22 protein-coding genes are annotated in these 23144 nt (G+C 40.6%); 17 read left to right on the forward strand and 5 right to left on the reverse strand.

Features of this window, described 5'->3' with window-relative positions; genetic code table 11:
• The 8 genes from PQO03_RS10375 to PQO03_RS10410 all read left to right on the forward strand — a co-directional run bounded on the left by PQO03_RS10375 (nt 1) and on the right by PQO03_RS10410 (nt 8381).
• Nucleotides 1–627, forward strand: coding sequence for an SLC5/6 family protein (locus PQO03_RS10375; RefSeq protein WP_274150160.1), 627 nt, complete (start codon nt 1–3; stop codon nt 625–627).
• Between the two features lie 54 nt (nt 628–681).
• Nucleotides 682–1839 (forward strand): galactokinase, encoded by a 1158-nt coding sequence (gene galK / locus PQO03_RS10380; protein WP_274150161.1) that lies wholly within the window; start codon nt 682–684, stop codon nt 1837–1839.
• Between the two features lie 9 nt (nt 1840–1848).
• Nucleotides 1849–2865: a UDP-glucose 4-epimerase GalE gene (galE, locus tag PQO03_RS10385; protein WP_274150163.1), complete on the forward strand. Its 1017-nt coding sequence runs from the start codon at nt 1849–1851 to the stop codon at nt 2863–2865.
• Nucleotides 2866–2879: 14 nt separating this feature from the next.
• The gene (locus tag PQO03_RS10390; RefSeq protein ID WP_274150165.1) at nt 2880–4718 is read left to right on the forward strand and encodes a UTP--glucose-1-phosphate uridylyltransferase; all 1839 of its coding nucleotides are present in this window, start codon (nt 2880–2882) and stop codon (nt 4716–4718) included.
• Between the two features lie 80 nt (nt 4719–4798).
• Nucleotides 4799–5794, forward strand: a complete 996-nt coding sequence (locus PQO03_RS10395; protein ID WP_274150167.1) for a Gfo/Idh/MocA family protein — start codon at nt 4799–4801, stop codon at nt 5792–5794.
• A gap of 162 nt (nt 5795–5956) precedes the next feature.
• Complete coding sequence (locus PQO03_RS10400) at nt 5957–6538, forward strand: peroxiredoxin (RefSeq protein WP_274150169.1); 582 nt, start codon at nt 5957–5959, stop codon at nt 6536–6538.
• A 53-nt stretch (nt 6539–6591) separates the two neighbouring features.
• Nucleotides 6592–7182, forward strand: a complete 591-nt coding sequence (locus tag PQO03_RS10405) for a class I SAM-dependent methyltransferase (RefSeq protein ID WP_274150171.1) — start codon at nt 6592–6594, stop codon at nt 7180–7182.
• A gap of 50 nt (nt 7183–7232) precedes the next feature.
• The gene (locus tag PQO03_RS10410; RefSeq protein ID WP_274150173.1) at nt 7233–8381 is read left to right on the forward strand and encodes an LptF/LptG family permease; all 1149 of its coding nucleotides are present in this window, start codon (nt 7233–7235) and stop codon (nt 8379–8381) included.
• Here the strand turns inward: PQO03_RS10410 and PQO03_RS10415 are convergent.
• Nucleotides 8378–11119, reverse strand: a complete 2742-nt coding sequence (locus PQO03_RS10415) for a hypothetical protein (protein ID WP_274150174.1) — start codon at nt 11117–11119, stop codon at nt 8378–8380. The genes PQO03_RS10410 and PQO03_RS10415 overlap by 4 nt on opposite strands.
• A 225-nt stretch (nt 11120–11344) precedes the next feature.
• Between PQO03_RS10415 and lipA the strand changes: the two genes are divergently transcribed.
• The 4 genes from lipA to PQO03_RS10435 all read left to right on the forward strand — a co-directional run bounded on the left by lipA (nt 11345) and on the right by PQO03_RS10435 (nt 13955).
• On the forward strand, nt 11345–12244 hold the full coding sequence (gene lipA, locus PQO03_RS10420) for a lipoyl synthase (RefSeq protein ID WP_274150176.1): 900 nt from the start codon (nt 11345–11347) through the stop codon (nt 12242–12244).
• Nucleotides 12245–12356: 112 nt separating this feature from the next.
• Nucleotides 12357–12512 (forward strand): small basic protein, encoded by a 156-nt coding sequence (locus PQO03_RS10425; RefSeq protein WP_274150178.1) that lies wholly within the window; start codon nt 12357–12359, stop codon nt 12510–12512.
• Between the two features lie 70 nt (nt 12513–12582).
• Nucleotides 12583–13524: a CDP-alcohol phosphatidyltransferase family protein gene (locus PQO03_RS10430; protein WP_274150180.1), complete on the forward strand. Its 942-nt coding sequence runs from the start codon at nt 12583–12585 to the stop codon at nt 13522–13524.
• Nucleotides 13525–13550: 26 nt separating this feature from the next.
• Nucleotides 13551–13955, forward strand: a complete 405-nt coding sequence (locus PQO03_RS10435) for a DUF3859 domain-containing protein (RefSeq protein ID WP_274150182.1) — start codon at nt 13551–13553, stop codon at nt 13953–13955.
• Nucleotides 13956–14003: 48 nt separating this feature from the next.
• Here PQO03_RS10435 and def read toward each other — a convergent pair whose 3' ends face one another.
• The 4 genes from def to PQO03_RS10455 form a co-directional block, all read right to left on the reverse strand.
• The gene (def, locus tag PQO03_RS10440; protein WP_274150184.1) at nt 14004–14597 is read right to left on the reverse strand and encodes a peptide deformylase; all 594 of its coding nucleotides are present in this window, start codon (nt 14595–14597) and stop codon (nt 14004–14006) included.
• A gap of 2 nt (nt 14598–14599) precedes the next feature.
• Complete coding sequence (locus PQO03_RS10445) at nt 14600–16207, reverse strand: Rne/Rng family ribonuclease (protein ID WP_274150186.1); 1608 nt, start codon at nt 16205–16207, stop codon at nt 14600–14602.
• 16 nt (nt 16208–16223) lie between these two features.
• Nucleotides 16224–17198 (reverse strand): methionyl-tRNA formyltransferase, encoded by a 975-nt coding sequence (fmt, locus tag PQO03_RS10450; protein ID WP_274150188.1) that lies wholly within the window; start codon nt 17196–17198, stop codon nt 16224–16226.
• A gap of 220 nt (nt 17199–17418) precedes the next feature.
• Entirely contained in the window at nt 17419–17865 is a 447-nt protein-coding gene (locus PQO03_RS10455; protein ID WP_274150189.1) for a YaiI/YqxD family protein, read from the reverse strand.
• Between the two features lie 144 nt (nt 17866–18009).
• Here PQO03_RS10455 and PQO03_RS10460 point away from each other — a divergent pair, with 144 nt between their 5' ends.
• From PQO03_RS10460 to PQO03_RS10480, 5 genes are all read left to right on the forward strand, one after another.
• Nucleotides 18010–18612 carry a hypothetical protein gene (locus tag PQO03_RS10460; protein ID WP_274150190.1) on the forward strand — a complete coding sequence of 201 codons (603 nt, stop codon included), beginning with the start codon at nt 18010–18012 and terminating at the stop codon, nt 18610–18612.
• A gap of 149 nt (nt 18613–18761) precedes the next feature.
• Nucleotides 18762–19052, forward strand: a complete 291-nt coding sequence (locus PQO03_RS10465) for a hypothetical protein (protein ID WP_274150193.1) — start codon at nt 18762–18764, stop codon at nt 19050–19052.
• A 209-nt stretch (nt 19053–19261) separates the two neighbouring features.
• The gene (locus PQO03_RS10470; protein WP_274150194.1) at nt 19262–20845 is read left to right on the forward strand and encodes a glutamate--tRNA ligase; all 1584 of its coding nucleotides are present in this window, start codon (nt 19262–19264) and stop codon (nt 20843–20845) included.
• Between the two features lie 12 nt (nt 20846–20857).
• Complete coding sequence (der, locus tag PQO03_RS10475; RefSeq protein WP_274150196.1) at nt 20858–22321, forward strand: ribosome biogenesis GTPase Der; 1464 nt, start codon at nt 20858–20860, stop codon at nt 22319–22321.
• 134 nt (nt 22322–22455) lie between these two features.
• Nucleotides 22456–23133 carry an ABC transporter ATP-binding protein gene (locus PQO03_RS10480; RefSeq protein WP_274150198.1) on the forward strand — a complete coding sequence of 226 codons (678 nt, stop codon included), beginning with the start codon at nt 22456–22458 and terminating at the stop codon, nt 23131–23133.
• The last annotated feature ends 11 nt before the right edge of the window (nt 23134–23144 follow it).

A 23144-nucleotide genomic window follows, 5' to 3' on the forward strand; every position in this document is an offset into this window, starting at 1 on the left:
ATGTCGGAGTGCATCTACCTACAAAAAATGAATGGCATCTACTTCATTCCTTTATTTGCCGTGATTGTTGTTGGTATGTTAAGTAAAAAAGTCCCGTCAATTGCAGCTAAAGTTGGCTTAGCTATTGGTTTCACAATTATTCCAATTGGTTATTTTGTCCCCATGGGATCAAAACTTAATGATGCTGGAGAGAAAATCAGTATCTACCTTTCTGGTGACATCATTAATGGTTTCCACTTCCTTGGTATTTCCTTCGCAATCATTATCGTTGCAATGCTCATCATTGGCGCCATCGCTCCACGCAAAACCGCTTTCATTCAAGAAGACGTAAAAGCAGTTGATATGACGGAATGGAAACACGCCAAACTTACTGGTGGAATTTTAGTAGTCTTAGTTGCTATTATTTACGGTATCTTCGCCGATTTCTCAGCGCTAAGCAAAGATCACAATAACCCTGAAGGACGAGCCAAATACGAGGCTGCTCAAGAAGCCGCGAAGATTAGAAAAAAAGCTGCCGAAGGAAAATCTTCCACAATTGAATCTACTACTGAGCAATCTATGGATATAACGGTACCTAAAGACACCGATGCACCATCAACTCCTACAGTAGAGGCCCCTACAAAATAATAATCTAAACAAAATGAAAGCCTCATTCTATAATGAGGCTTTCCAAATATAATTATGAGCCAAAATAATCCCAAATATTTCACCGACACGTTCGGAATCGAGCCCGAGCTCTTAGCTCAAGCACCTGGTCGCTTAGAAGTTTTAGGTAACCACACCGACTATAACGAGGGCTTTGTGCTCTCGACTGCCGTTAACTGCACGACACAGATCAGCTTCCGAAAAATCGAAGGCGACAGTTGCCAAGTCACTAGTCCATTCATGAAGGATGGCATTCGCGAATTTAATCTCAATGAAATTGACCAAGCTGCAGCTGGGAAAGATTGGACCAACTATATCCGTGGCGTCATTGTGGCACTTAAAAAGAATGGTCATTGCGTCACTGCTTTTCAAGCATTAATAACATCTGATGTCCCCTTGTCAGCAGGCATGAGTAGCTCGGCATCTCTGGAAATGGCTCTAGTTACTGGACTTGATGAATTATTTGCTTTTGGATTGGATAACAAATCTAAAGCACTGATTGGCCAGGCCTGTGAAAACAACTATATCGGTGCGAATACCGGCCTCATGGATCAACTCACTTCCCTCTCTGGACTCGAAGGTCAATTAGTTATTAGCGAATATCGCAATGTAACAGTTAATCACACCCCTTTGCCCACTGAACTTGCTTTAGTCGTACTCAATTCCCATGTCGCTCACGACTTAAGTTTAGAATATAATGAACGACGTCAGCAATGTGAAAATGCTGTCGCTACACTTCAAAAATTCAAGCCCAAGATAAGCGCGCTACGTGATGTGAATTTAGATCAACTCATAAGTCACAAAAATGATCTTGAAGAAAATGATTATAAACGCGCCCTTCATGTTGTGGGCGAGAACCAACGTGTTCACCAGGCGCAAGAATTTCTAAAGCATGCCGATTACACTGCTTTTGGACAATTGCTTTTCGAGTCACACCAGAGCTCCATGGATAACTTCGAAAATTCATGTCCTGAACTTGATCAAATGATAGAAATCGCCAAAGACTCACCCTTATGCCTAGGTGCTCGTCTCAGTGGCGGTGGCTTTGGCGGCATCTCTATCCATTTAGTGAAGCACACTGATGCTGAACAATATGCTAAAGAAGCGGCACTTGCATATAAACAGAAAACTGGTAAAGAAACTCAAACAATCATCTGCCAAGCTGCTCAAGGCGCGGTCAGTCAAAACATCTAGGAAGTGAAAATGAAAAAAATACTCGTAACAGGTGGTGCAGGTTATATTGGCTCACACACTTGCCTTGAACTCCTTAATGCTAACTATGAAGTCGTCATTGTAGATGACCTTTCAAACTCGGTTACAGAATCAATGTCTCGGGTTGAGAAACTGGCTAATGGTAAAAAAATATCCTTCCACAAAGTAGACCTTTTAGACAAGCAAGCTTTGAATGACGTATTTGTTAAAGAAGGCAACGTTCATGCTGTGATTCATTTCGCAGCAAAAAAAGCCGTCGGAGAATCAGTCGAAAAACCTCTTTATTACTACTCCAATAACATCACTGGCTCACTCAATCTTTTTGAAGTCATGAAAGCTAACGATGTCAATAAAATTGTCTTCAGTTCCTCTGCAACGGTTTATGGCGACCCTGAATCTGTACCCATCAAAGAAGATGCGCGCATTGGTGCGACCAATCCTTATGGACACACAAAGGTAATGATGGAGCAAATCCTTATGGACACAGGCAAAGCCACTGATTGGGGCGTTGCTTTACTGCGTTATTTCAATCCTGTGGGAGCGCATGAGTCTGGTACAATTGGCGAAGATCCTGAATACCCGAATAATCTACTCCCTTTTGTTAGCCAAGTCGCTGCAGGCATTCGTGAACACGTCACTATCTTTGGCGATGATTACGATACTCCCGATGGAACTGGCGTACGCGATTACATTCACGTCGTTGACTTAGCTAAAGCCCATGTGAAATCAATTGAGAAACTCGACACACAAGATAAAGGAACACTCATTTATAACATCGGTACGGGTCGTGGTTATTCTGTCAAAGAAATGGTCGAAGCCTTTCGTAGTGTTTCAGGTCAAGAAATCAAAGTCATTGTAGGTCCGCGACGTGAAGGTGATATTGGTGAATGTACTGCCGATGCAACTCTTGCCAACAATGAACTCGGATGGTTCGCCAAACACGACCTAAACGATATGATTTCTTCTGCTTGGAAATGGCAATCACAAAATCCTAACGGCTACAGATAATCAGGATTAATAAAATGCCTAATATAGATAATATGCTTTCTTCAAACCCTGCTTTAAAGGGACTTAAAGATAACTTAGCTCAATTCTCAGAAACGCGTCAAGAACTTATTGCTCAGCTCCTTGTAGCTGGACAAACTCAACTTTTTGAAAACTGGGATACTCCTGGGGTAAATGATGAGGCTAAAGATGCTTTCCTTACGTCGCTTGAAAAGATAAACACCAACTATCCCGGTGGTTTAAGCGCCTACATTAGCAATGCTCAAATTCTTCTCGCACAAGCCAAAGAAAGCAAAAACCCATTTGAAGGCCTTAGTCCTGAACAGCCCGACAATGTCAACCTTTCTGAGTTTGGAGATAAATACGACCATTACGAAACTCTAGGTCTTCAGCAATTCGAAAAAACCGCTATTGTACTCGTGGCTGGTGGCTTAGGCGAACGCTTAGGCTACAATGGAATCAAACTCGATATTGCAGTAGAAACTCTCGAATCTACTTCTTATCTCGAGCATTATGCATCAAGTATCAAAGCGATGGAAGCACGCATGACGAACCCACGTCTTCTACCTTTCATCATTATGGTTTCTCAAGATACGGGTCCAAAAACACTCAAGACTCTAGAAAGCAATAATTATTTCGGTCTACAAAAAGAACAAGTTTTCATCCTTCAACAAGAATTAGTTCCCGCCATTTCCGACAATAATGGCTCTCTTGCACTGAAGAAAACTTATGAATTAATCCTCAAGCCTCACGGTCATGGCGATATCCACATGCTTTTGTATACTAGTGGACTTGCGGAAAAGTTAGCCAATAAAGGCATTGAGCATTTTGTTTTTATTCAAGATACTAATGGACAAGTCATTAATGCACTACCTGCTGCTTTAGGCGTATCTCTTGAAAAAGAGTATGATTTTAACTCGATTGCAGTAAATCGCATCCCTGGCGAAGCCGTTGGTGCGCTTGCGAAGTTAGTCGGCCCAAAGGGTGAATTAACCTTAAATGTAGAATATAACCAACTCGATCCTTTATTACGTGACACAGTGAGCCCCGAAGGTGATGTCCCTAATGCACAAGGCTTTTCGATGTTCCCAGGTAATATCAACATCCTTTGTATTAGACTGACTTCTTATGTGCGTATCCTTAAAGAATCACAAGGAATCATTGCTGAATTCGTTAATCCAAAATATGCGGATGCCAGTAAAACAACCTTCAAAAAACCAACGCGTCTTGAAACCATGATGCAGGATCTACCTAAGCTCTTTGGTCCAGGTGAGAAAGTGGGTGTCACAATTTTTGCACGCGAATGGAGCTTCTCTGCGAATAAAAACAATATTGTTGATGCGGCGGCCAAATATCAAGCGGGTAGCCCACCTGAATCAAGCGCCACGGCCGAAGATCATTTCTACATGGCGGGTCGTAGCAAACTTCAAGAAGCTGGGATGACGGTCAATGCCGCTGATAATGAATTAATTCTTGGCGTACCTTTTCAACTCGGCCCAAAAGTTATTCTTAGACCTTCTTTTGCAATGACTTTAGCCGAAGTTCGCAATAAGGTCTCTGGTGGCTCCATCTCTGATCAAGCGAGCTTAATCCTAGATGGAAGAGACATTCATTTAGAAGGACTCGAGCTCAGTGGCTCTACTGCACTTATCATCAAAGCTTGTGATGGTGCGAAAGTCACTGTGAAAGGTCCATTTAACAACGAAGGGTTCACGCTAGTAAAACTTAGTGAAGAAGAGCGTTCCCCTGAAAGTACGGTTCCCGAATACTTAAAGATTCGCGCTTATAAATTTGAAAACTCTGGTGCTCAGATCTACGAATTTAATGAACCGGGCGAGTACACTGTTGAGAACTAAGCATCTTCATTTAGTATATTAAAAATTAACATAAAGTCATCTCATCTTGAGATGACTTTTTAAGCATTAGGATTCTACACATGACGACAAGAGTTGCTTTCATTGGCTCGGGCTTTGCACAACAACACATTGCTGCCCTAGCACATATCCCCGAAGTTGAGATTGCCGCTATCTGTAGCCGCAATGAACAAACCGCACGTCAAATTATTGGCGATCAAAATATCAATTATTATCCCTTTGAAAACTATCTTCAAATGCTTCAGCAGGAAAAGCTCGATGCAGTTTATATTTGCTTACCTCCCCACCTCCATGGTGAAATAGATATTGCCTGTGCAGAACACGTAAAAGCACTCTTCATAGAGAAGCCTATCGCACTCAGCTTAGAACTCGCTGATCAACTTAGCCAAACCTTCAAGAAAGCTAATAGCATTGTAAGTGTCGGCTATATGAATCGCTACCGCCCTAATATTATCAATGCAAAAAATCACTTTTCCAAAAATCCCGCAATCCTTTTCAATGCGGCTTGGAGTGGCGAACTTCCCCCTCCTTACTGGTGGCGAAGACGCGAAATGTCTGGTGGACAACTCACTGAACAAGCTACTCACTTGATTGATTCCATTCGCTATATCAGTGGTGAATTCAAAGAGGTACAAGCTTTTTCGACCAGTGGTTTTATTGATGATGTTAAAGATTTCAACGTAGATGATGCCATTGTCATGAACTTCCAACTCGAAAGTGGCGCCATTGGGACAGTACAAACTTCATGCTTTAGCAAAGAGCACGGCGGAGGCGAACTCGGTATCTACCTAGAGCTGGCCTCTAGAGAGAAGACCTATCGTTTCCATAATCACTGCATGGACCTAGAACTTCAGCATTCTCAGGCCAATAAAGAGATTTTCAACTCTATTGACAATCCCGTTTTAGCTGAGAATATGGCTTTCTTTGATGCCATTAAAAATGGCTCTCATGAGGCTATTCTTTCTCCTTATGATGATGCCGTAGAAAGTCTAAAAGTAAGTCTTGCTGCCGATATCTCAATACGAGAAAAACGTTCGGTGGCCCTTGCGAGTCTCTAATCAAAAATCTTCAAAATCAAATAAGTTGAAAAAAAACTTAATTTAAATCAATTTTTAAGAGAAAAAATTTTTTTTCCTCCAGTTTGGTGTTACCTTTGTCCTGCAATCGTGCCAAACTGTGACACGTCTCATTAAAATTTATGAAATTTAAAGGAATATACCATGGCTGTATTAGTTGGTAAACAAGCTCCAGACTTTAGCGAAAAAGCTGTAAAAGGTCAAGAAGTCATCGAAAACTTTTCACTCTCACAATTCAAAGGTAAGTACGTAGTACTTTTCTTCTACCCATTAGACTTCACTTTCGTTTGCCCTACAGAGCTTCACGCTTTCGAAGCAAAACGCGCTGAGTTTGAAGCTAAAGGCGTTGAAGTTGTTGGCGTTTCTACTGACTCATGGTTCTCACACCTTGCATGGCTCAACACGCCTAAAAACCAGGGCGGTATCGAAGGCGTTGGTTACCCAATCGTTTCTGATTTCAATAAAACAATCTCAGCTGACTATGATGTACTTCTTGGTGGCGGAATGGCTCTTCGTGGTCTTTTCCTCATCGACAAAGCTGGTGTTGTTCAACACCAAGTTGTTAACAATCTTCCACTAGGTCGTAATGTTGATGAAGCTCTTCGTATGGTTGACGCACTTCAGTTCTTTGAGAATAACGGCGAAGTTTGCCCAGCAAACTGGACTGAAGGCGATAAAGCTATGAAGCCAAATGACGCTGGCCTTAAAGAATACTTTGCTGAATAATCAGTAAGTAAGCTATAAAAGCGGAGCTTAGGCTCCGCTTTTTTTATGCCTCAATGAGTGAATTCAATACGATAGACTGGTATGACAAGAATGCAGAAAACTGGAGCGTTCTTGCAGATGGTGATGATATGAGTTGGCCTTATTCCGACTTTTTGTCTGCCCTACCAAAAACACCTGCACACATACTCGACCTCGGTTGTGGCAATGGCCGTGATATACTTTATTTCCAAAAGAAAGGGCACTTTGTCGACGGCATAGATGGTTCGAAAGAACTCTGTAAATATGCTGAAAAATCCAGCAATACTCAAATATATCAACAAAATTTCAGTCAGCTAAAACTTAAAAAAAATCACTATGACGGGATTTTTGCTAATGCCATCCTGATGCATATTGAACCTCAGGATAGAATAAACTTTTTAGATCAAGTTTTTTGCGGACTTTGCAAAAATGGGGTTTTTTATGCTCATTATCCAAAAGGCTCCGAAAGTACACTTGCAGATGACGGACGACTTTTACACCTTACACCAGATTGGCCACTCTTAGCTAAGACTTATAACTGGAACTTAGAACTTCACGAAGGAAGACCACAATTCTTACTGCCCGAAGATCAAAATTGGGAAGTCATTCGGTTTCGTAAAAATTAAATTAGAGATTACCTTTCCAAACATTCAACATTTTATTAAGTCCAAAAAATATGAACATACTCAATAGACACATACTAAAGAATCTACTTTACATCTTTGTAGCGTCCTTACTCGTCCTCACCTTCATACTTGTCCTTGGATTAATGATTAAGATTTTAAGCCGATTAGATACTTCTATTTCTCAGCTATTTATCTTAAAAATGTTTCTCATGTTACTCCCAAAAGTACTCGCTTATGCGATACCTATTGCCAGCTTAGTCAGCGTGACTTTAGTATTTAGTCGTATGTCGGCAGAAAATGAAATTACCGCAATGCGCGCCTCTGGCATCAGCCTCTGGCAAATTGTCAACCCAGCTATCCTTTTAGCTCTCGCCTCCTCAGGCTGTCTACTCTACCTAAATATGTTCGCAGTGCCCCACTTAGAAGCCACCCGAAAATCAATGATGAAAGGTGAATTACTTTCGAACCCTTCCAATTTTTTACGAGGTGGATCCACTATTGAATTAGGCAAACTCACCGTGAATATTGGAGAAAAAGAAGCTGATGGTACGCTAAAAGACCTAAGAGTAATTGAACTCGATCATTCTAAAGGAATTGTGGCTAATCAACTCCTCGCTCAAAAGGGACGCATTATTGATGCTAATGAAACTTCTTTTACCATCGAGTTTATTGATGTCATCATTCTCGATAATAACTGGGAGTTCACTGACAATAAAGATGATGACAAGCAAATCCTCAATGGCGTAAAAGTAACTCGCCTACCGAATGCTAATACTACCTATACTTTTTATACTAACGAAGAGCTTAATAGTGGTGATTTGCGTAAACGCGCCAAATACCTTAACCTTTGGGAAATGATTGCGAGACTAGCCGTTTTGGAAAAGAAAGAGCAAAGCAAAACTGTACGTCGAGAACACACTGACCTACTTTACAATTTAAACAAAAACCTCGCTCTAGCCTTTTCTCCTCTCGCTTTCTTACTAATGGCCTTGCCTTTCGGCCTCCGCTCTAGTCGCTCAGAAACAAGTATTGGTTTACTCATTAGTCTTATCGTTATGATGGTTTATTACGCCACTATTTTATTGACGGGAGCCTTTGATAAACATACTGCACTACACCCCGAAATATTGGTTTGGTTACCAAATATTATTTTTCAGAGCTTAGGCTTAGGCATGATTGCATTTAAAGTGAGTCATTAACTCGGTTTTGCTTCCATCCTGACTTCCGTTCTAAAGCACCTAGGTCTCATATTATATTTACTCTCTTTGAGCTTTTGGATAACTGCTTTTGTTTGCGGAATTCGCATACTATAGACCTTTGTCTTTCCTACGTATTCCTGCCAATACTTATTAATAATCAATAAGTCAGCTTTAGTTTTAAAGATATCAGGAATCGCATAAGCAGATTCATTGACATCACCTAGATGCTCTTTTTTAAACATACTCTTCTCTTTGTGCCCATAATATAAGCTCATAGTTAAAAGGTAAAACTGCATCTTAAATGGTGCAAAAAGCTGTTCCACCATTTCGATGAAATCCTCCGCTAGTTCACCGTTCACAAGTAATCGATGGGCTAAATTATTACGTCGAAGAATCTCAAAATCTACTAATTCTTTAGTTAACTTTTTTTTCCCTTTCATTTCACAGAGTGAATGAGCGAGTGCCGTATATATTGACTCTAATACTTTATGAAAATTACCCATCTCATATTTGTACTCATTTTTCTTAACGAGTACTTCACGACTAATATCTTTAGCTAGATGAAGGTCATTTTCAAAATATACTTCCAAAGCTAGAAAACGATCTTCTCCATCACCCATCTTGCGCCAGCTAGCCGCCACAGACTTACGTTTGGAAATGAGTAATTCCTGCTGAGCGTTAACTCTTTCAAAGATCTCCATGGACTTCTGTTCATCCCCACCTAAATCAGATGAGATCGCCCCTAAGCCCAACTCAAATTTGCCATCATCGCAAATTGCCCAACGTTGCTCCCTTAGTTTTTCATAAATATAATAAGGGCTCAAGCCCCCTTGGACCTCGGGCATAACAGAAATAATATCCCATAAATGTGCAGCAGGAACACCCATATCCTCTGTATCACCTAATCTATGACCTAAGCGCGCGCGCAATATTTCTGAATTTGTGACTGTTAAATTAAACACGGTATTAACGCCTAAACCATTCCACTCATCTAGCAGGACTTCACGATTTGCGAGAATACACAAAGTCGACCCATCTGCTAAGAGACTATTGACCATCCAAGTCCAAAAAGCTTGGGTAAAACCCTTGCCTTTAATTTTAAAATAACAATAAACACCATCATCGTTTCTCGTCATGTGGAGTGCTTGACCATAGAGATCTATATAGTGACTGATACTCTTTTCCATTCTACTGGCAAATCGTGGATTACAGTACAGCATATTTTCCCACACCACTACAGGGTTCATTTGTACTGTTACTAAATTCTCCTGGCACTTCCAAAATACACTCATCAGCCCACATGAATCCGCATTAGGCAAACCTGCATCTAAGGCATCTTGTGAACTATCAGTAAAATCGGCAATAACTAAGCCTCGAAATTTATCTCCAGTCGCCTCCCATTCTTTTTCCATTAAACTGAGCAGACGATCTTCTTTGGCACTTGTACGACCCAACAAATTATTACTCAATGACGAGTAAGGTCGTATATCATATTGTGTGAGTAAAAAACCTACTTTCTTTAGCCTTGAGATAAATTGTTCCGCATACTTGTGGTCATTCTCATCTTTAGATTCAAGTAAAACATTAAAAATGTATTCGCGATAAACGAGTAATTTTCCCTGGGGTTGTTCTTCTGGCACCTTTCTTAAATAAACTTCCCAGTCAGCACCATCAATTAAGTCGTGCTCACGTCCATAATATAAGACCGAAGTCGTCCACTCTTGCCGACGCGCCCAATTGGCTAACATATCCTTTGCTAAATGACCCAACTCTGATTTTATATACTGATTTAAAGTCAACTTGGTGCGATGCCCATAGTTGATCTCTTGAATCAAATCATGAAGATTATCAATGACTTCTTCTATCGCTTTCGCTGATTTTCGATCGGGCTCAACAAAACTAATAAGTTCACGCCAAGGACGACAAGCTCCATCAACAGAAAGGCTCGTTAAACTTAATTCCGTAAATCTTGTACCAAAAAAGTTTTGCCTTTGTTGCTGCGCGAGTTTAGTCCCAAAAGCTTCTTCTGGGCGAAAGGTACTGAAACCAACGAATGGGCAAGGCATCTTGCTATCCATTTCTCTCAAAAGGGTCATCCATGCACCACCTAAACGAGCCGCGCCATCCGCAATGACTAAATCAAATTTCTGTTCGGCTAAAATTTCTATTGCCTGATCTAACTCTTCGTGAATTATTTGTACATTGCCTTCCATCAAAGGACTCAGTGCCGTTATGTATTCGTCAAAATTCACTTTCTCTAAATTACGTAAAACTTTGTCCATTTCTAATGACGCATCAATATCACCAGAACTCAATTCATCTCCCTCATAGGCGCTAATTGAGGAAACCTCCCTTAAATGTAATCGGCGAGATTCCACCTGCTGGCTAGAGGTGATCTTAAAACAAGGTCCAAAATAATTATAGGGAATCAACGGCATCAATGGGAAACCTAAGTCATTGGGCTCACCAAATATTTTTCTTTCATCCACATCATCTTTAAGCCGTTTACGAAAAACTCTTTCCCATGAACTACTAGCGACTGAATCAGTAACTAAAATCAATGGCCGTAAATGCTTACTTCTACAATATTCAATAATCGCGTTGATGATTTTTTCATGCATAGGTGTTACAACTAAGCGATGCTTACTCGTCGCCATTATTTCATCTAACGTACCACCTACCACTCCCAAGACATGATCTGCTTTACTGGGATTTATGTTTTTCCATAAATCTAACATTTGTATCTCTCTTTTATATTATATGCTTATAAGATACGGTGGCAAAAAAAGCTTGGCAAGAATCCTCGCGAGCTTCATTTAAGATATAATGAGAAATACCTTCTCATTTATTCAAGAAAGGCTTTTTCTACGCACAAATAAATCAACTTATAAAAAAGCTGTTAAAAAATGTGAAAAATCAAAAACCTGATTCATAGTACCAAAAATTAATTCAGGATTTCAATCATGGCAGATAAAAATCAAAAACGCTTACCGGAATGGATTCGGGTCAAAGTTAACCGCGGTGGAAACCGTAACGAGCTGAGCACCGAATTACGTGACCGCAAGCTTAACACCGTTTGTGAAGAAGCTAAATGTCCAAATTTGGCTGAGTGCTGGCATGAACGCACAGCCACTTTTATGTTATTAGGGGTCAACTGTACGCGCGCTTGTCGTTTCTGTGCTATTGGCTACGATAAACCTCTACCTCCTGATCCCGAAGAACCTGCTAATGTAGCAGAGACTGCCGCAAAAATGGATTTACAGTACGTTGTGATCACTTCTGTAGCCCGAGATGACCTTGACGATGAAGGTTCCGACCAATTTGCAAAAACAATTCGCGCTGTTCGCGAAAAGTTGCCCGATGCTGGCATCGAAGTTTTGACTCCTGATTTCAATGGTAAAGAAGATCTGATTCGCATGACTCTTGATGCCATGCCTACCGTATTTAACCACAACCTTGAAACATGTGAGCGCTTATCTCCCCCCATCCGTGGGCGTGCCAAATATAAACGTAGCCTAGAAGTACTTAAGAATGCTAAAGCATGGAGCAAGGGAAAAGTATTAACAAAATCGGGGATCATGGTAGGTTTAGGCGAAACAGACGAAGAAGTTATAGACTGCATTAACGATCTCTTTGCTGCTAATGTTGACATTTTAACCATTGGTCAATATTTGCCACCTTCACGTAAACACTGGAAATTAGATCGCTACGTTCGTCCTGAACAATTTGAAGAATGGAAAGAATACGCAGAAAAACTAGGTTTCAACGCTGTTGCGAGTGGCCCGATGGTCCGTTCTTCGTATAAAGCGGGCCAGCTTATTACAGCAAAACTTGAAGAACAGCAGTTAAATTTTAAAATTTAGTTTGACAAAAATTCAAGCTACGATACTTTCAACACTCATCTAATTTCCACTCAGGTTTGGATACTCTTTTCGATACACCTGTAAATGAAAAATTTAATATGGAGACACACAAATGTCTATTCACAGAAGTTTAAAAGTTAAAGGCAATACTGCCGGTAAAAAGAACGTACTCAAACGTTTCGAACGCGTTGACCAACTTATTGAAGAAGGTCGTCTTAAGCCAGGTGATCCAGTTCTAGGTCTTCCTAAAACTAAAGTTAACATCTAAGACTTTATTCAAAAGACTTTATTCAAAAAGACAGGTAACTTAACCTGTCTTTTTTTTATGTGAGATATATATGAGCACTGAACACACAATTAAGCATACTCAGCTTTACAAGAAGATTCCTACTCTCCTGACTCTAGGGAATTCGATCTGTGGCTTTACAGCTATACTTTTAGCCCTGCAAGCTTACGAAAAAATACTCACAAAAAATCCTAATGGCCATTTTGAGATCATTACCCAAAATGCCGACACGACTATTATGCCCTATGTCTTTGCCGCCTGTGCTTGGCTTATAATAGGCGCCATGATATTTGACGCTCTCGATGGTTGGAGTGCTCGCAAATTAAATGCGACGTCATTACACGGAATCGAAATGGACTCCCTGGCCGACATGGTGACTTTTGGAGTAGCCCCTGCCGTACTGGTTTACATCTACGCTCACGTTACCGTTTTTCTTGGTTTTGCTGAAGTCAAGGATCTCGGCTTCATCAGGCAAGATCGTCTTTTTTGGCTAGCCGGCGCGATGTACATGGGCTGCGCGGCATTGCGCTTAGCCCTCTACAACGCCATGGAAATGGAAAGTAAGTTCAATCCAAAAAACAATAAATTAAAAGAACACGGCTTTAGAGGAATCCCCTCACCCGGAGCCGCATCAGCCGTCTGCTCAATCGTCATAATGGGAACAACCGAAGCTAATCTCCCCGAATGGCTAATGACCTTCTTCCTCCCCCTCTACACCGCTTTTCTAGGCCTCTTAATGATCAGCCCCATTCCATATCCACACATGGCAAAATGGTTAGTCTCACCAGTGAACCGCTCACGTAAACTTATTGTACTACTTGTCATATTACTTGTAGGGGGATCAGAAATGATTCGTTATGGTAGTGGACCAAAAATGACCGCAGCGGCACTTATAAACCTTTATGTTTTATCTGGACCTATAATGTTGATACTGAGTAAAATCAAAGGTCATAATATATCTGAAGATGAAGACTTGATTAGTAACAAGCTTTAAAAAATCACAGTCCTAGATATTAATCAATGGCACGCAAAAAACCTACATGGAAAATGCTTAGCTATGGCATTCATACTAACTGGGAAAAAGGTAGCAAAGAGCTACCTAAATTAAAAAAATTCTCTTGGGAAATCCCCGCACGACTCGATATTGAATTCGGCTACGTACTTAATATAAAACAGGCACGCGGAAAAAAACTTGAATTCACCATTGAGCACCCCAATTTCATCGATCTGAAAACTGGAGAAATCGCCCCCTCCTTTTGCGGTGAAATATTTGTTCGATCCAATGATTGGGACTTTTTTCTAGGCGACACCTTATGGGCTCCCGTAGAAGACAAAATAGGGACTTGGACTTTAACCACCAAATTAGACGGCGAACTATTAGTCAAAAAACGTTTTACCATAAGCCCTGATAATAACCTTTCTTAGAAGCGAATACTCAAGAGCCTCATTGAAAAAACAAGGAGGCTCTTAAAATCACTTACGCTTTTTGGGCTTGCGTTTCTTCAACGCTTTCTCGGTCTTCATCCTCAACTGCTCTAATTTCTTAGCCACGAGCTTTAGATCTTCCTTTTCTGCTCGATCAGTAAAGAGCACACCATCTAAATGATCGATCTCATGCTGCATACATCTAGCTGTTAAGCCTCCAAAATCCGCTTCTATCAACTCTCCATCTAATGTCTTAGCACGTAAAACTATATTACTAGGCCTAATCACCGATGCGTTAATTAAGGGAATAGATAAACACCCCTCTTCAAAGGGGATATTTTCACCCGAACTTGAAACAATCTCTGGATTAATTAAAGCCATGGGCATCTTGGGGCAAAATAATTTCTCCCCCTCAGACCCATACTCTTCATCATCAAAATGAGTATCTATTACAAAGAGACGTATACTTTGACCTACCTGAGGTGCGGCCAAACCAATACCATTCTCTTCGTACATTGTATCAACCATTTCTTCTACAAGCTCACGTATCTCATCGCTAATTTCGGTAATGGGCTCAGCTATTTTCCTGAGCACAGGATTACCAAATTTTTTGACTTCAAGTATATGACCTTCTTCGGACATGGTTAACGGTACTCCTTCATAGTATTAGGATTAACCACTTTAAATTCTTCAACATGCAGACTATCATCAGCTCGGAAAGAAAGATTCCCACCTAATGATTTTTCCATGTTGCGCAAAATACGTGCATCTTCCGCACGTAAACGATGTAAAATATCAGGGTGGCAAATCACACGCACTTCCATCTTATCTTTAGATCTTTTCAATAAAGCCTGAAGCTTTCTCTGAATCTCAACTGATACAGAAACCATCGATTTTACGACACCTTTACCTTCACAGTTGGAACAAGGCGTGTACAAAGAATCTTTCAAAGACTGATGCTCACGCTGACGAGTCATCTCTAAAAGTCCCAATTGTGAAATTGGCGAGATTTTCGTTTTGGCCTTATCGTGCTGAACACCTTTTTTCAAGGCACGGTAGACTTGCATCTGATCCTTCTTGGAACGCATATCAATAAAGTCAATCACTACTAAGCCACCAATATCACGTAAACGTAACTGGCGAGCTATCGACTCAGCCGCTTCAAGATTAGTCATAAGAATAGTTTCTGGATGATCTTTACCTTGACGGGCTTTACCTGAGTTAATATCAATAGCAATCAATGCTTCTGTTTCATCAATACAGATATATCCACCAGAGGGCAAGCTCACTTGACGCTCAAAGATCGAATCGATCTGCTTAGCAATACCAAAGTGCTGAAAGAGAGGCTTATGCTGATTATGATGCTTTAATTTGCTAATGTTCACATCAGAAATTTTAACAATAGTTTTTCTGAATTTGGTGTAAGCTTCATGATTATCAATCCAAACGTCATCAACCGAATCAGTCAAAAAATAGCGCGTCGAACGAGACATAAGATCAGGCTCTCTATAAAGACAATAAGGCGCTCTCTGAGTCTGGCGATTGCGCTCCATTGTATCCCATATATCTAGCAACATCTCAATATCATTATGGAAATACTCTTCTGGTTTGCCATCGCCTAAAGTACGACAGATACAGCCCATTCTCTCTGGAAGGCTCATTTTACGCAATACACTGCGTAAACGATCTCTTTCTTTATGATTTTGAATTCTTTTAGATACACCAATATGACTCGTATGGGGCAATAAAACCAAATAACGCCCGGGGATACTCAAGTTTGTTGTTACGCGTGGTCCTTTAGTGCCAATTGGGCCTTTTGTTACCTGTACAATAACTTCTGAACCAACAGGAAAAAGCTCCGGTATACGCTCAATTTCTTTACGCATTCTATCCTGATCATCACCATCTTTAGATCTTCCAGGCTTCTTTTTAAGCGTACTTGAAAAAGAATCTCCTATATTCGCATCCATTGATGCTACCGTATCTTTGGACATAGCATCTTGCTCAAAGAGACCATCATTGTAAGCCGCAGGGATCATATCCCAGTAATGTAAAAAAGCATTTTTCTGAAAGCCGATATCGACAAAAGCCGCCTGTAGAGAATTCTCTAAATTCTTGATACGACCCTTGAAAATTGAGCCGACAAGACGTTCTTGGTCATAGCGTTCGACTTCGTACTCTGTGAGAATGTTATTCTCAACCATCGCAACTCGTGTCTCGAGTTGTTCTTTGTTTATAAAAATTTGTTTCATAATTTATCCTAAAATTTTAATGGTTTACTGAAGTAAGGCAATCTCCATTAGTGAGCCCTGCTCCAAGTAAAAAATCTTTTATATCCATTTCTCGTTTTCCTTCCGGTTTCACCCGATGGACTTCTAAAAAGTCTAAGGAACCACAGGCCACCTGTAAACAAGAATCTTCTACAACAATCTCACCAGGAGTTAGTTTAGAGGATGAAGAGTTCACTAAACTCGCCTTACAGATTGCAAGGCGCTTTAGCTTGTCTCCCACTTGGTAGTAAGTCCAAGTCCCTGGCCACGGCTGGCAGGCAAAGATTTTTCTGAGATTTGACTTAGCTGATTTCGACCAATCAAGAAGGCCGAAGCTTTTGTCAATTTTTGAACAACTTGTTGCGAGATCGTGGTTTTGTTCTATGGCTTCTAAACCATTATGGACCACGTCCTGAATATCTTTTACAAGCTGTTTTCCAGCTACATCTGCGAGCTTCAACTCAAGTGATCCCGTAGTTTCTTGATCTTCCAAGACTACTTTATGAGTGCGATACACTGCTCCCGTATCCATACCTTTCGCCATTTTCATAATCGCCACACCACTTTCTTTCTCGCCACCTAAAACAGCTGAGAAAATCGGTGAAGCGCCTCGATAAAAAGGTAAAATTGAAGCATGGACATTAAGGCATGAAAAAGGGGCTAAATGAAGCAGATTTTCGCGGAGTAACTGACCATAAGCAATGACAACAACAATATCGGGCTTCAATGATCCAACATAATCGACAAACTCTTGGGAACTTACCTTTTCCGGCTTGTGTACGGAAAAGCCCTCAGATTCAGCCCAGGTGGCTAATGGAGAGGGAGTGAGCCGTCTTTTTCGTCCCGCAGGTCGATCAGGTTGTGAAGCCACACCAAGCAGATCAATTTCAACAGACTCTTGCAATGCCATTACAGCAGGAATGCCGATAGCGCCAGAACCTATGAAAAATACTTTAATTGGTGCTTGTTTCATCTGAAAAATTGTTTCCTTTTTAAATACTTCTTTGTAGTAGGGGTGAAATTTGCCATAAATGAGCATTTTAACAAACTGCCCGATGGGCGATACATCTTAAACTCTAGCTTTTTCTTACTAAATAAGTCAAAAAAAGCCTCGATTTCAAGGCCTTTGATTTATTTTAATTGTTTTCATCCTTTTCTTGAGGCTACTACTCCCTCTTGTACACGAGATAAAACTAAGTATTTTTAGTTAAAAAACGGTCGAGAGCATTAGCAAACAACTCACCATCACGCTGTGAAAAAGGCGGAGGCCCACCGGTCTCCACTCCAAGCTGACGTAAATCAGTCATGAAATCTCGAACTGAAAGGCGCTGGCGAATATTAGCTTCCGTGTAAAGCTCTCCTCGTGGGTTGAGCGCAAAGGCATTTTTCTTAACGCATAAGTCAGCCAAAGGTATGTCCGCGGTTATAACTAAATCACCCTCTTCAAGCAATTCAACAATTTTCAAGTCCGCCACATCAGCTCCTTGTCCCACTAAAACAGACGAAATTAACTTGGAATTCGAAGGTCGAATATACTGATTTGCTACTTGTATCAAATAAATCTTACGCCTTTCTACTGCACGAAAGATGTGTGTTTTAACTAATTGTGGACAGGCATCCGCATCAATATAAATTTTCATTTTGCCTCTATTAATCCTCATAATGAACACTATTAAAAATCAAAAAAGTTTAACTTTTTTTCAAATAAACCTTGCCTCGGAATGTATATTCATTGTATAATAGCACTGGCAAAGGAGAATGAAGTTTACAGACAGGAGATAGATATGATTTTTTCTAAAACTTACCCAAAACATTTTTTATTAATAGTTTCTTGTGCCCCCCTATTACTCATTATCAGTGGCTTAATCATACTAACCTTCGCAGGATTTAGTTGGTTCTACGCTCTCGGCATAAGCCTTCTTTTTTTAGGAATAAGGTTCCCCGTAACTGCCATAAGCAGTTTCGTCATGCGCAATATTTTCAAAGAGGAATTGAAAAACTTAAGCGACAGCAACTGGATGGGATTATTTATCGAAGACAACGCCACTTCCGATAATCTAAAGCTAATTCCTGACGACTTCGCTGTGCTGACAAAAGAAGGCGACCAATACTTCATCATAAGATCAAACAAACAAAAAAGTTTATTCCCACTTCAGCAAATAAGCTTTGCTGAAGAAAGTCAAAATGATTTTTTCTGTAACATCTCCTGTACAGATCAATACCAACAAAGCATCTTTCCTTATACTATCTCACCGGTCTATAGTGGAGATAACTGGTATATCTCCAGCTCTGGACAAAAGCGCTTTGAATGGTTTTTATCTTGGCTAGAGATCGAGACCGAAGAAGTACATTTTCACTCTGATGATGAAGTACTACATAATTCCTAAGGCCTAGCCAAGATCCACTTGTAGCACTACAAAACCTGATTTTTTAATAAAAACCGCTATTAGTCTGAACTTTAAGCCTAGGTTTTTAGTTGAATTACAAGATCTTAGCCACTAGATTCTGATAATTAACTTTGAGGAGTCATTCAATAATGAAAAATTTAATCTTACTTTTTGCTGTCGTCTTTCTTTCTGGCTGCTGTGCTACTAATGAATTTATAGAAACTGAAAAAACGGATGCTTCCAATAATTATAGCGCTATAAAAAATAAAACTCCTCTTTATATCGAAAAAGAAACTAGCGAAGTCGACAAGAAAATCCGCGATTGGACTGTCCGCGTTAATGAACACGGAAGAGATCATAGCCATAAATTCTGGACGCGCCTTAGCAACTTCGTTGAACGCGAAAGCTTAAAGGCTACTGAACTTAGTCACTGCGACTAAATTGTTTACAGACTGAATAACAAGCCGAGTTTAGCTCGGCTTTTTTATTGCCTCACTTATAAGTCAGGCCTTTTAATTTTCTAAATATTTTCACAAGTGCTTTCTATGGTAAAAAAGCATTCTTGTGATATGTATGCGCACAATATTATTTAGCTAAGGGCTTCACGCCCTTCTATTTTCAACTCAAAACTTAATTGACGAGAACTAAAATGAGTGAAGTTAGAGTTCGATTTGCCCCTTCTCCCACGGGCAATGTTCACATAGGCAATATCCGTGCCGCAATTTTCAATTACCTCTTTGCAAGAAATAACGGTGGTAAATTCCTCCTGCGCATAGAAGATACTGACAAAGAAAGAAGTACACAAGAAGCTGTTGACGCCTTGTTAGATTGCATGCAATGGCTCAACTTAGACTACGACGAAGCTCCTCTTTACCAAAGTACACAAGAGCAACATCATCTAGAAGTCGCCAAAAATCTACAAGACAAAGGCCATGCCTACCGTTTTATCAAAGGCGAAAATGAAGTCACACTCTTCCGTATGCCTTGGGACCTAGAGAACTATGACTGCATCCGTGAGATCGACCAACAAGAGCTTCCTCTGCATGCTGATGTTGAGCTCGAAATTGACGCTGGCGGAGTACGCTTTGCAACGATTTCACGTAAACAAAAAGCTGTACCCATGGAAGCTTGTCATGCAGGCTACAAAGATTTAAAAGTTTTCGATGCTGATGGCAAGGAAATCTTTGACCTTAACTCTAACTATGCGTCCATCATCTCTGGCGACACTACAGTTAAAATTGCGAATGGTGCAAAAATCACGTGGACTCGACATAGTGTTTTCTTTACCGACCTCATTAAAGGCGAACTCAGCAAACCTTTAGATAGTATGAAAGATTTAGTCATTGTTAAGTCCAATGGCTCACCACTCTTTCATTTGGCGAATATTTGTGATGACATCACACAAAACATGAGCCACATCATCCGTGGAGATGATCATGTAGAAAATACATATCGCCATGTTTTAATCTATGCAGCTCTAGGCGAAAAAACTCCTCAATACGCTCACCTTCCGATGATCGTTAATAAACAAGGAAAGCCCTACTCAAAACGTGATGGCGATGCTTTTGTTGGCGACTTTCGCACCAAAGGTTACACCTCCGATTGCCTATTCAATTACCTCTTACTCCTCGGCTGGTCTCCTGGCGACGAAGAAAAATGTAGCCGTGAAGATGCAATTAAACTTTTTCAGTTAGAAAAAGTTAAAAGCACAGCCGCCCAAATGGACATGGACAAGCTATATAATCTTAACGGCCAGTATCTTGAAGTACTCAGTGACGAAAATTTTATCACCTTGGTAACTCCCTTCGTACAATCATACTCATGGTATAATGGCAATGAAGAACTGCTCCAAACCGTTGCGAAACTAATGAAAAGTCGCACAAAACTAGTTACACAATCAGAATCATGGGAGTACTACTTCCAACTAGTCGAACCAAATGACGAAAAGCTCATCAAAAAAATCTTAGGTAAAGAAGGCATGAAGCAAGCACTATTAGCCTGTGCCGACCTCCTTAATGAAACTGATTTTAATGATCCAGACGCCCTTGGCAACACACTGAAATCTGCAGCAGAAAATGCTGGCCTCAATCCAGGCAAACTCAATCAGCCCGTACGTTTCTGCGTTACATCTGCCAATGGCGGCGCTGACCTGATGGATACACTCGCACTCATTGGCAAAGAAGAAAGCGTTAAACGCTTAAAGCATAATGCAGAGAAATTCTGCCTCGCTTAAAGGAGATTCAAAATGAGAATGCAAACCAAAACTAGCAAACTTCCTACCGTCACTATCGTGGGACGTCCAAATGTAGGTAAATCCTCGCTATTTAATACTTTATTAAGAAAGCGTATCGCTATTGTCCACGAACAGTGCGGCGTAACTCGCGACCGTGTAGCCCAACCCGTAAGCTGGGATGGCTATCGCTATCAACTAGTCGACACTGGTGGACTAGGCGTACTCAGCGATGAAAAAAATGTCGACTTCATGGATGACCAAATCCGTACGCAGCTCAAAGTTGCCGTAGAAAGTTCAGATATTATGATAATGCTTACGGATGTTAAAGCTGGCCTCACTGAACTCGACCGAGAAGTCTGTGACTTTTTACGCAAGCATGATAAACCTATTGTTCTTGCTGTAAATAAATGCGATAACTTAGACCTCGAAGAAGAAGCTCAAGCCTTTTCTGCCTTAGGCTTTAAGCACGTTCATGCTATTTCATGTAACCATAAATCAAATCTCGACACCCTACGTGAAGAGATATGTTCCTACTTCCCTCCAAACGAGGAAGATGATGAAGCGCTTCCTGAACTTAGAATCACACTTGCCGGACGACCAAATGTCGGCAAATCATCTATTGCGAACCGCCTCCTTGGCGAAGAACGCGTCATCGTTTCTGATATAGCAGGCACAACTCGCGACGCAGTCGACATCCCTTTTTCTTTCGATGACGAAGGCGAAAGTAAAAATGGCCTTTTAGTTGATACTGCCGGAGTCAAAAAACTCAGAAAAATCGATAATCTTGTCGAAAAATTTTCAATGATGAGAACTGAGGACGCCATTAAACGCGCTACCGTTGTTCTCTTTGTGATTGACGTTTCTCAAGGTGTTACCAATGGCGATAAAAAAATTGCCAACACCATAAAAGAAGAAGGTAAACCCTGCATTGTCATTGCTAACAAATGGGATTTAGTTAAATCTGAAGCTCCTAAGCAGAAGTTTTTAGATGATCTAGATCACGACCTACCCTTCATGCGTTACTGCCCCATTATTTTTACTTCCGCTGTTGATGGCAACGGCTTCCGTGAATTACTTCCTGCAAGTCTACGTATTTTTGAGCAATCTTTGATTGATATCCCCACTGCTCTACTCAATCAAGTCTTACACGATATGGTTTTGCGTACTCCGCCACCTTCTACTGGCAAAGGCTTCTTTAAAGTTTATTACGCCACAATGGTGAAAAATCCTCCGGCTCATTTTATTCTTTTTTGTAATAAGAAAGATTATTGCCAGGATCACTACAAACGCTTCATTGAGAAAACTCTCCGTAATGCGTTTGGCCTCTCCGGAATCCCCATAGAAATCGAATATCGCGAAAGAACTCACTTACAAGAAAAATTTCGCGAAAACGGCGGTCTCCCTGGTGAGATTAAAGAGAAACTAGCTAAAGACCGTAAGAAAGCTTGGCGTCGTTCAAAAAAACACCGCGGTTAATATTATAAAGCACTAGCTAATCACTAGTGCTTTTTTTCTGTCACTTACTATTTTTGCTTTTTCATTCAATCAAAAGTGTTTTCAGTTATAGCTCGAATATAATAAGCCATCCATTAAAGATATAGGTAGAGATAATGAGCCAACCCATCCTTAGAGTAAAAGAACTCAGTAAAAGTTATTTTTTAAATAAAAAAGAACTCAAGGTTCTCGACTGTGTGAGTTTTTCTATCGAAGAAGGGGAGTCCATCGCTATCACTGGTCCATCAGGCAGTGGCAAGTCTACCCTCATGGGCCTTTGCGCAGGCTTAGATAGCCCTGACTCAGGTGAAATCATTCTCTGCGGGCAAGACTTAGCTAAAATGAGCGAAGATCAACGTGCCTTTTTGCGACTTCAGCAAAGTTCGTTTATCTTTCAGTCATTCCATCTCATGCCTACCTTAACTGCTCTAGAAAATGTAATGGTCCCCCTTGAGCTCCAAGGGCAAGTCAATAAAAGTAATAAGTCACGAGCGATTGAATTGCTTACGCAAGTCGGATTACAAGATCGCATCAAGCACTTCCCTAACCAACTTTCTGGAGGGGAACAACAGCGTGTTGCCATTGCTCGTGCTTTTATAAATCAACCGAAGATACTCTTTGCTGATGAACCCACTGGCAACTTAGATAGCCATACGGCTGAAACTATCCAAGATTTACTTTTTGAACTCAATAAACAACACTCTACCAGCTTAGTTATTGTCACTCATGATCTTGAACTAGCAGCCAAAACCCAGCGCACCTTAAAAATGAATGCCGGGCAAATCACTGCATGATTATATCTGTT

It is taken from the genome of Lentisphaera profundi (genome assembly GCF_028728065.1).
Classification (GTDB): Bacteria; Verrucomicrobiota; Lentisphaeria; order Lentisphaerales; family Lentisphaeraceae; genus Lentisphaera; species Lentisphaera profundi.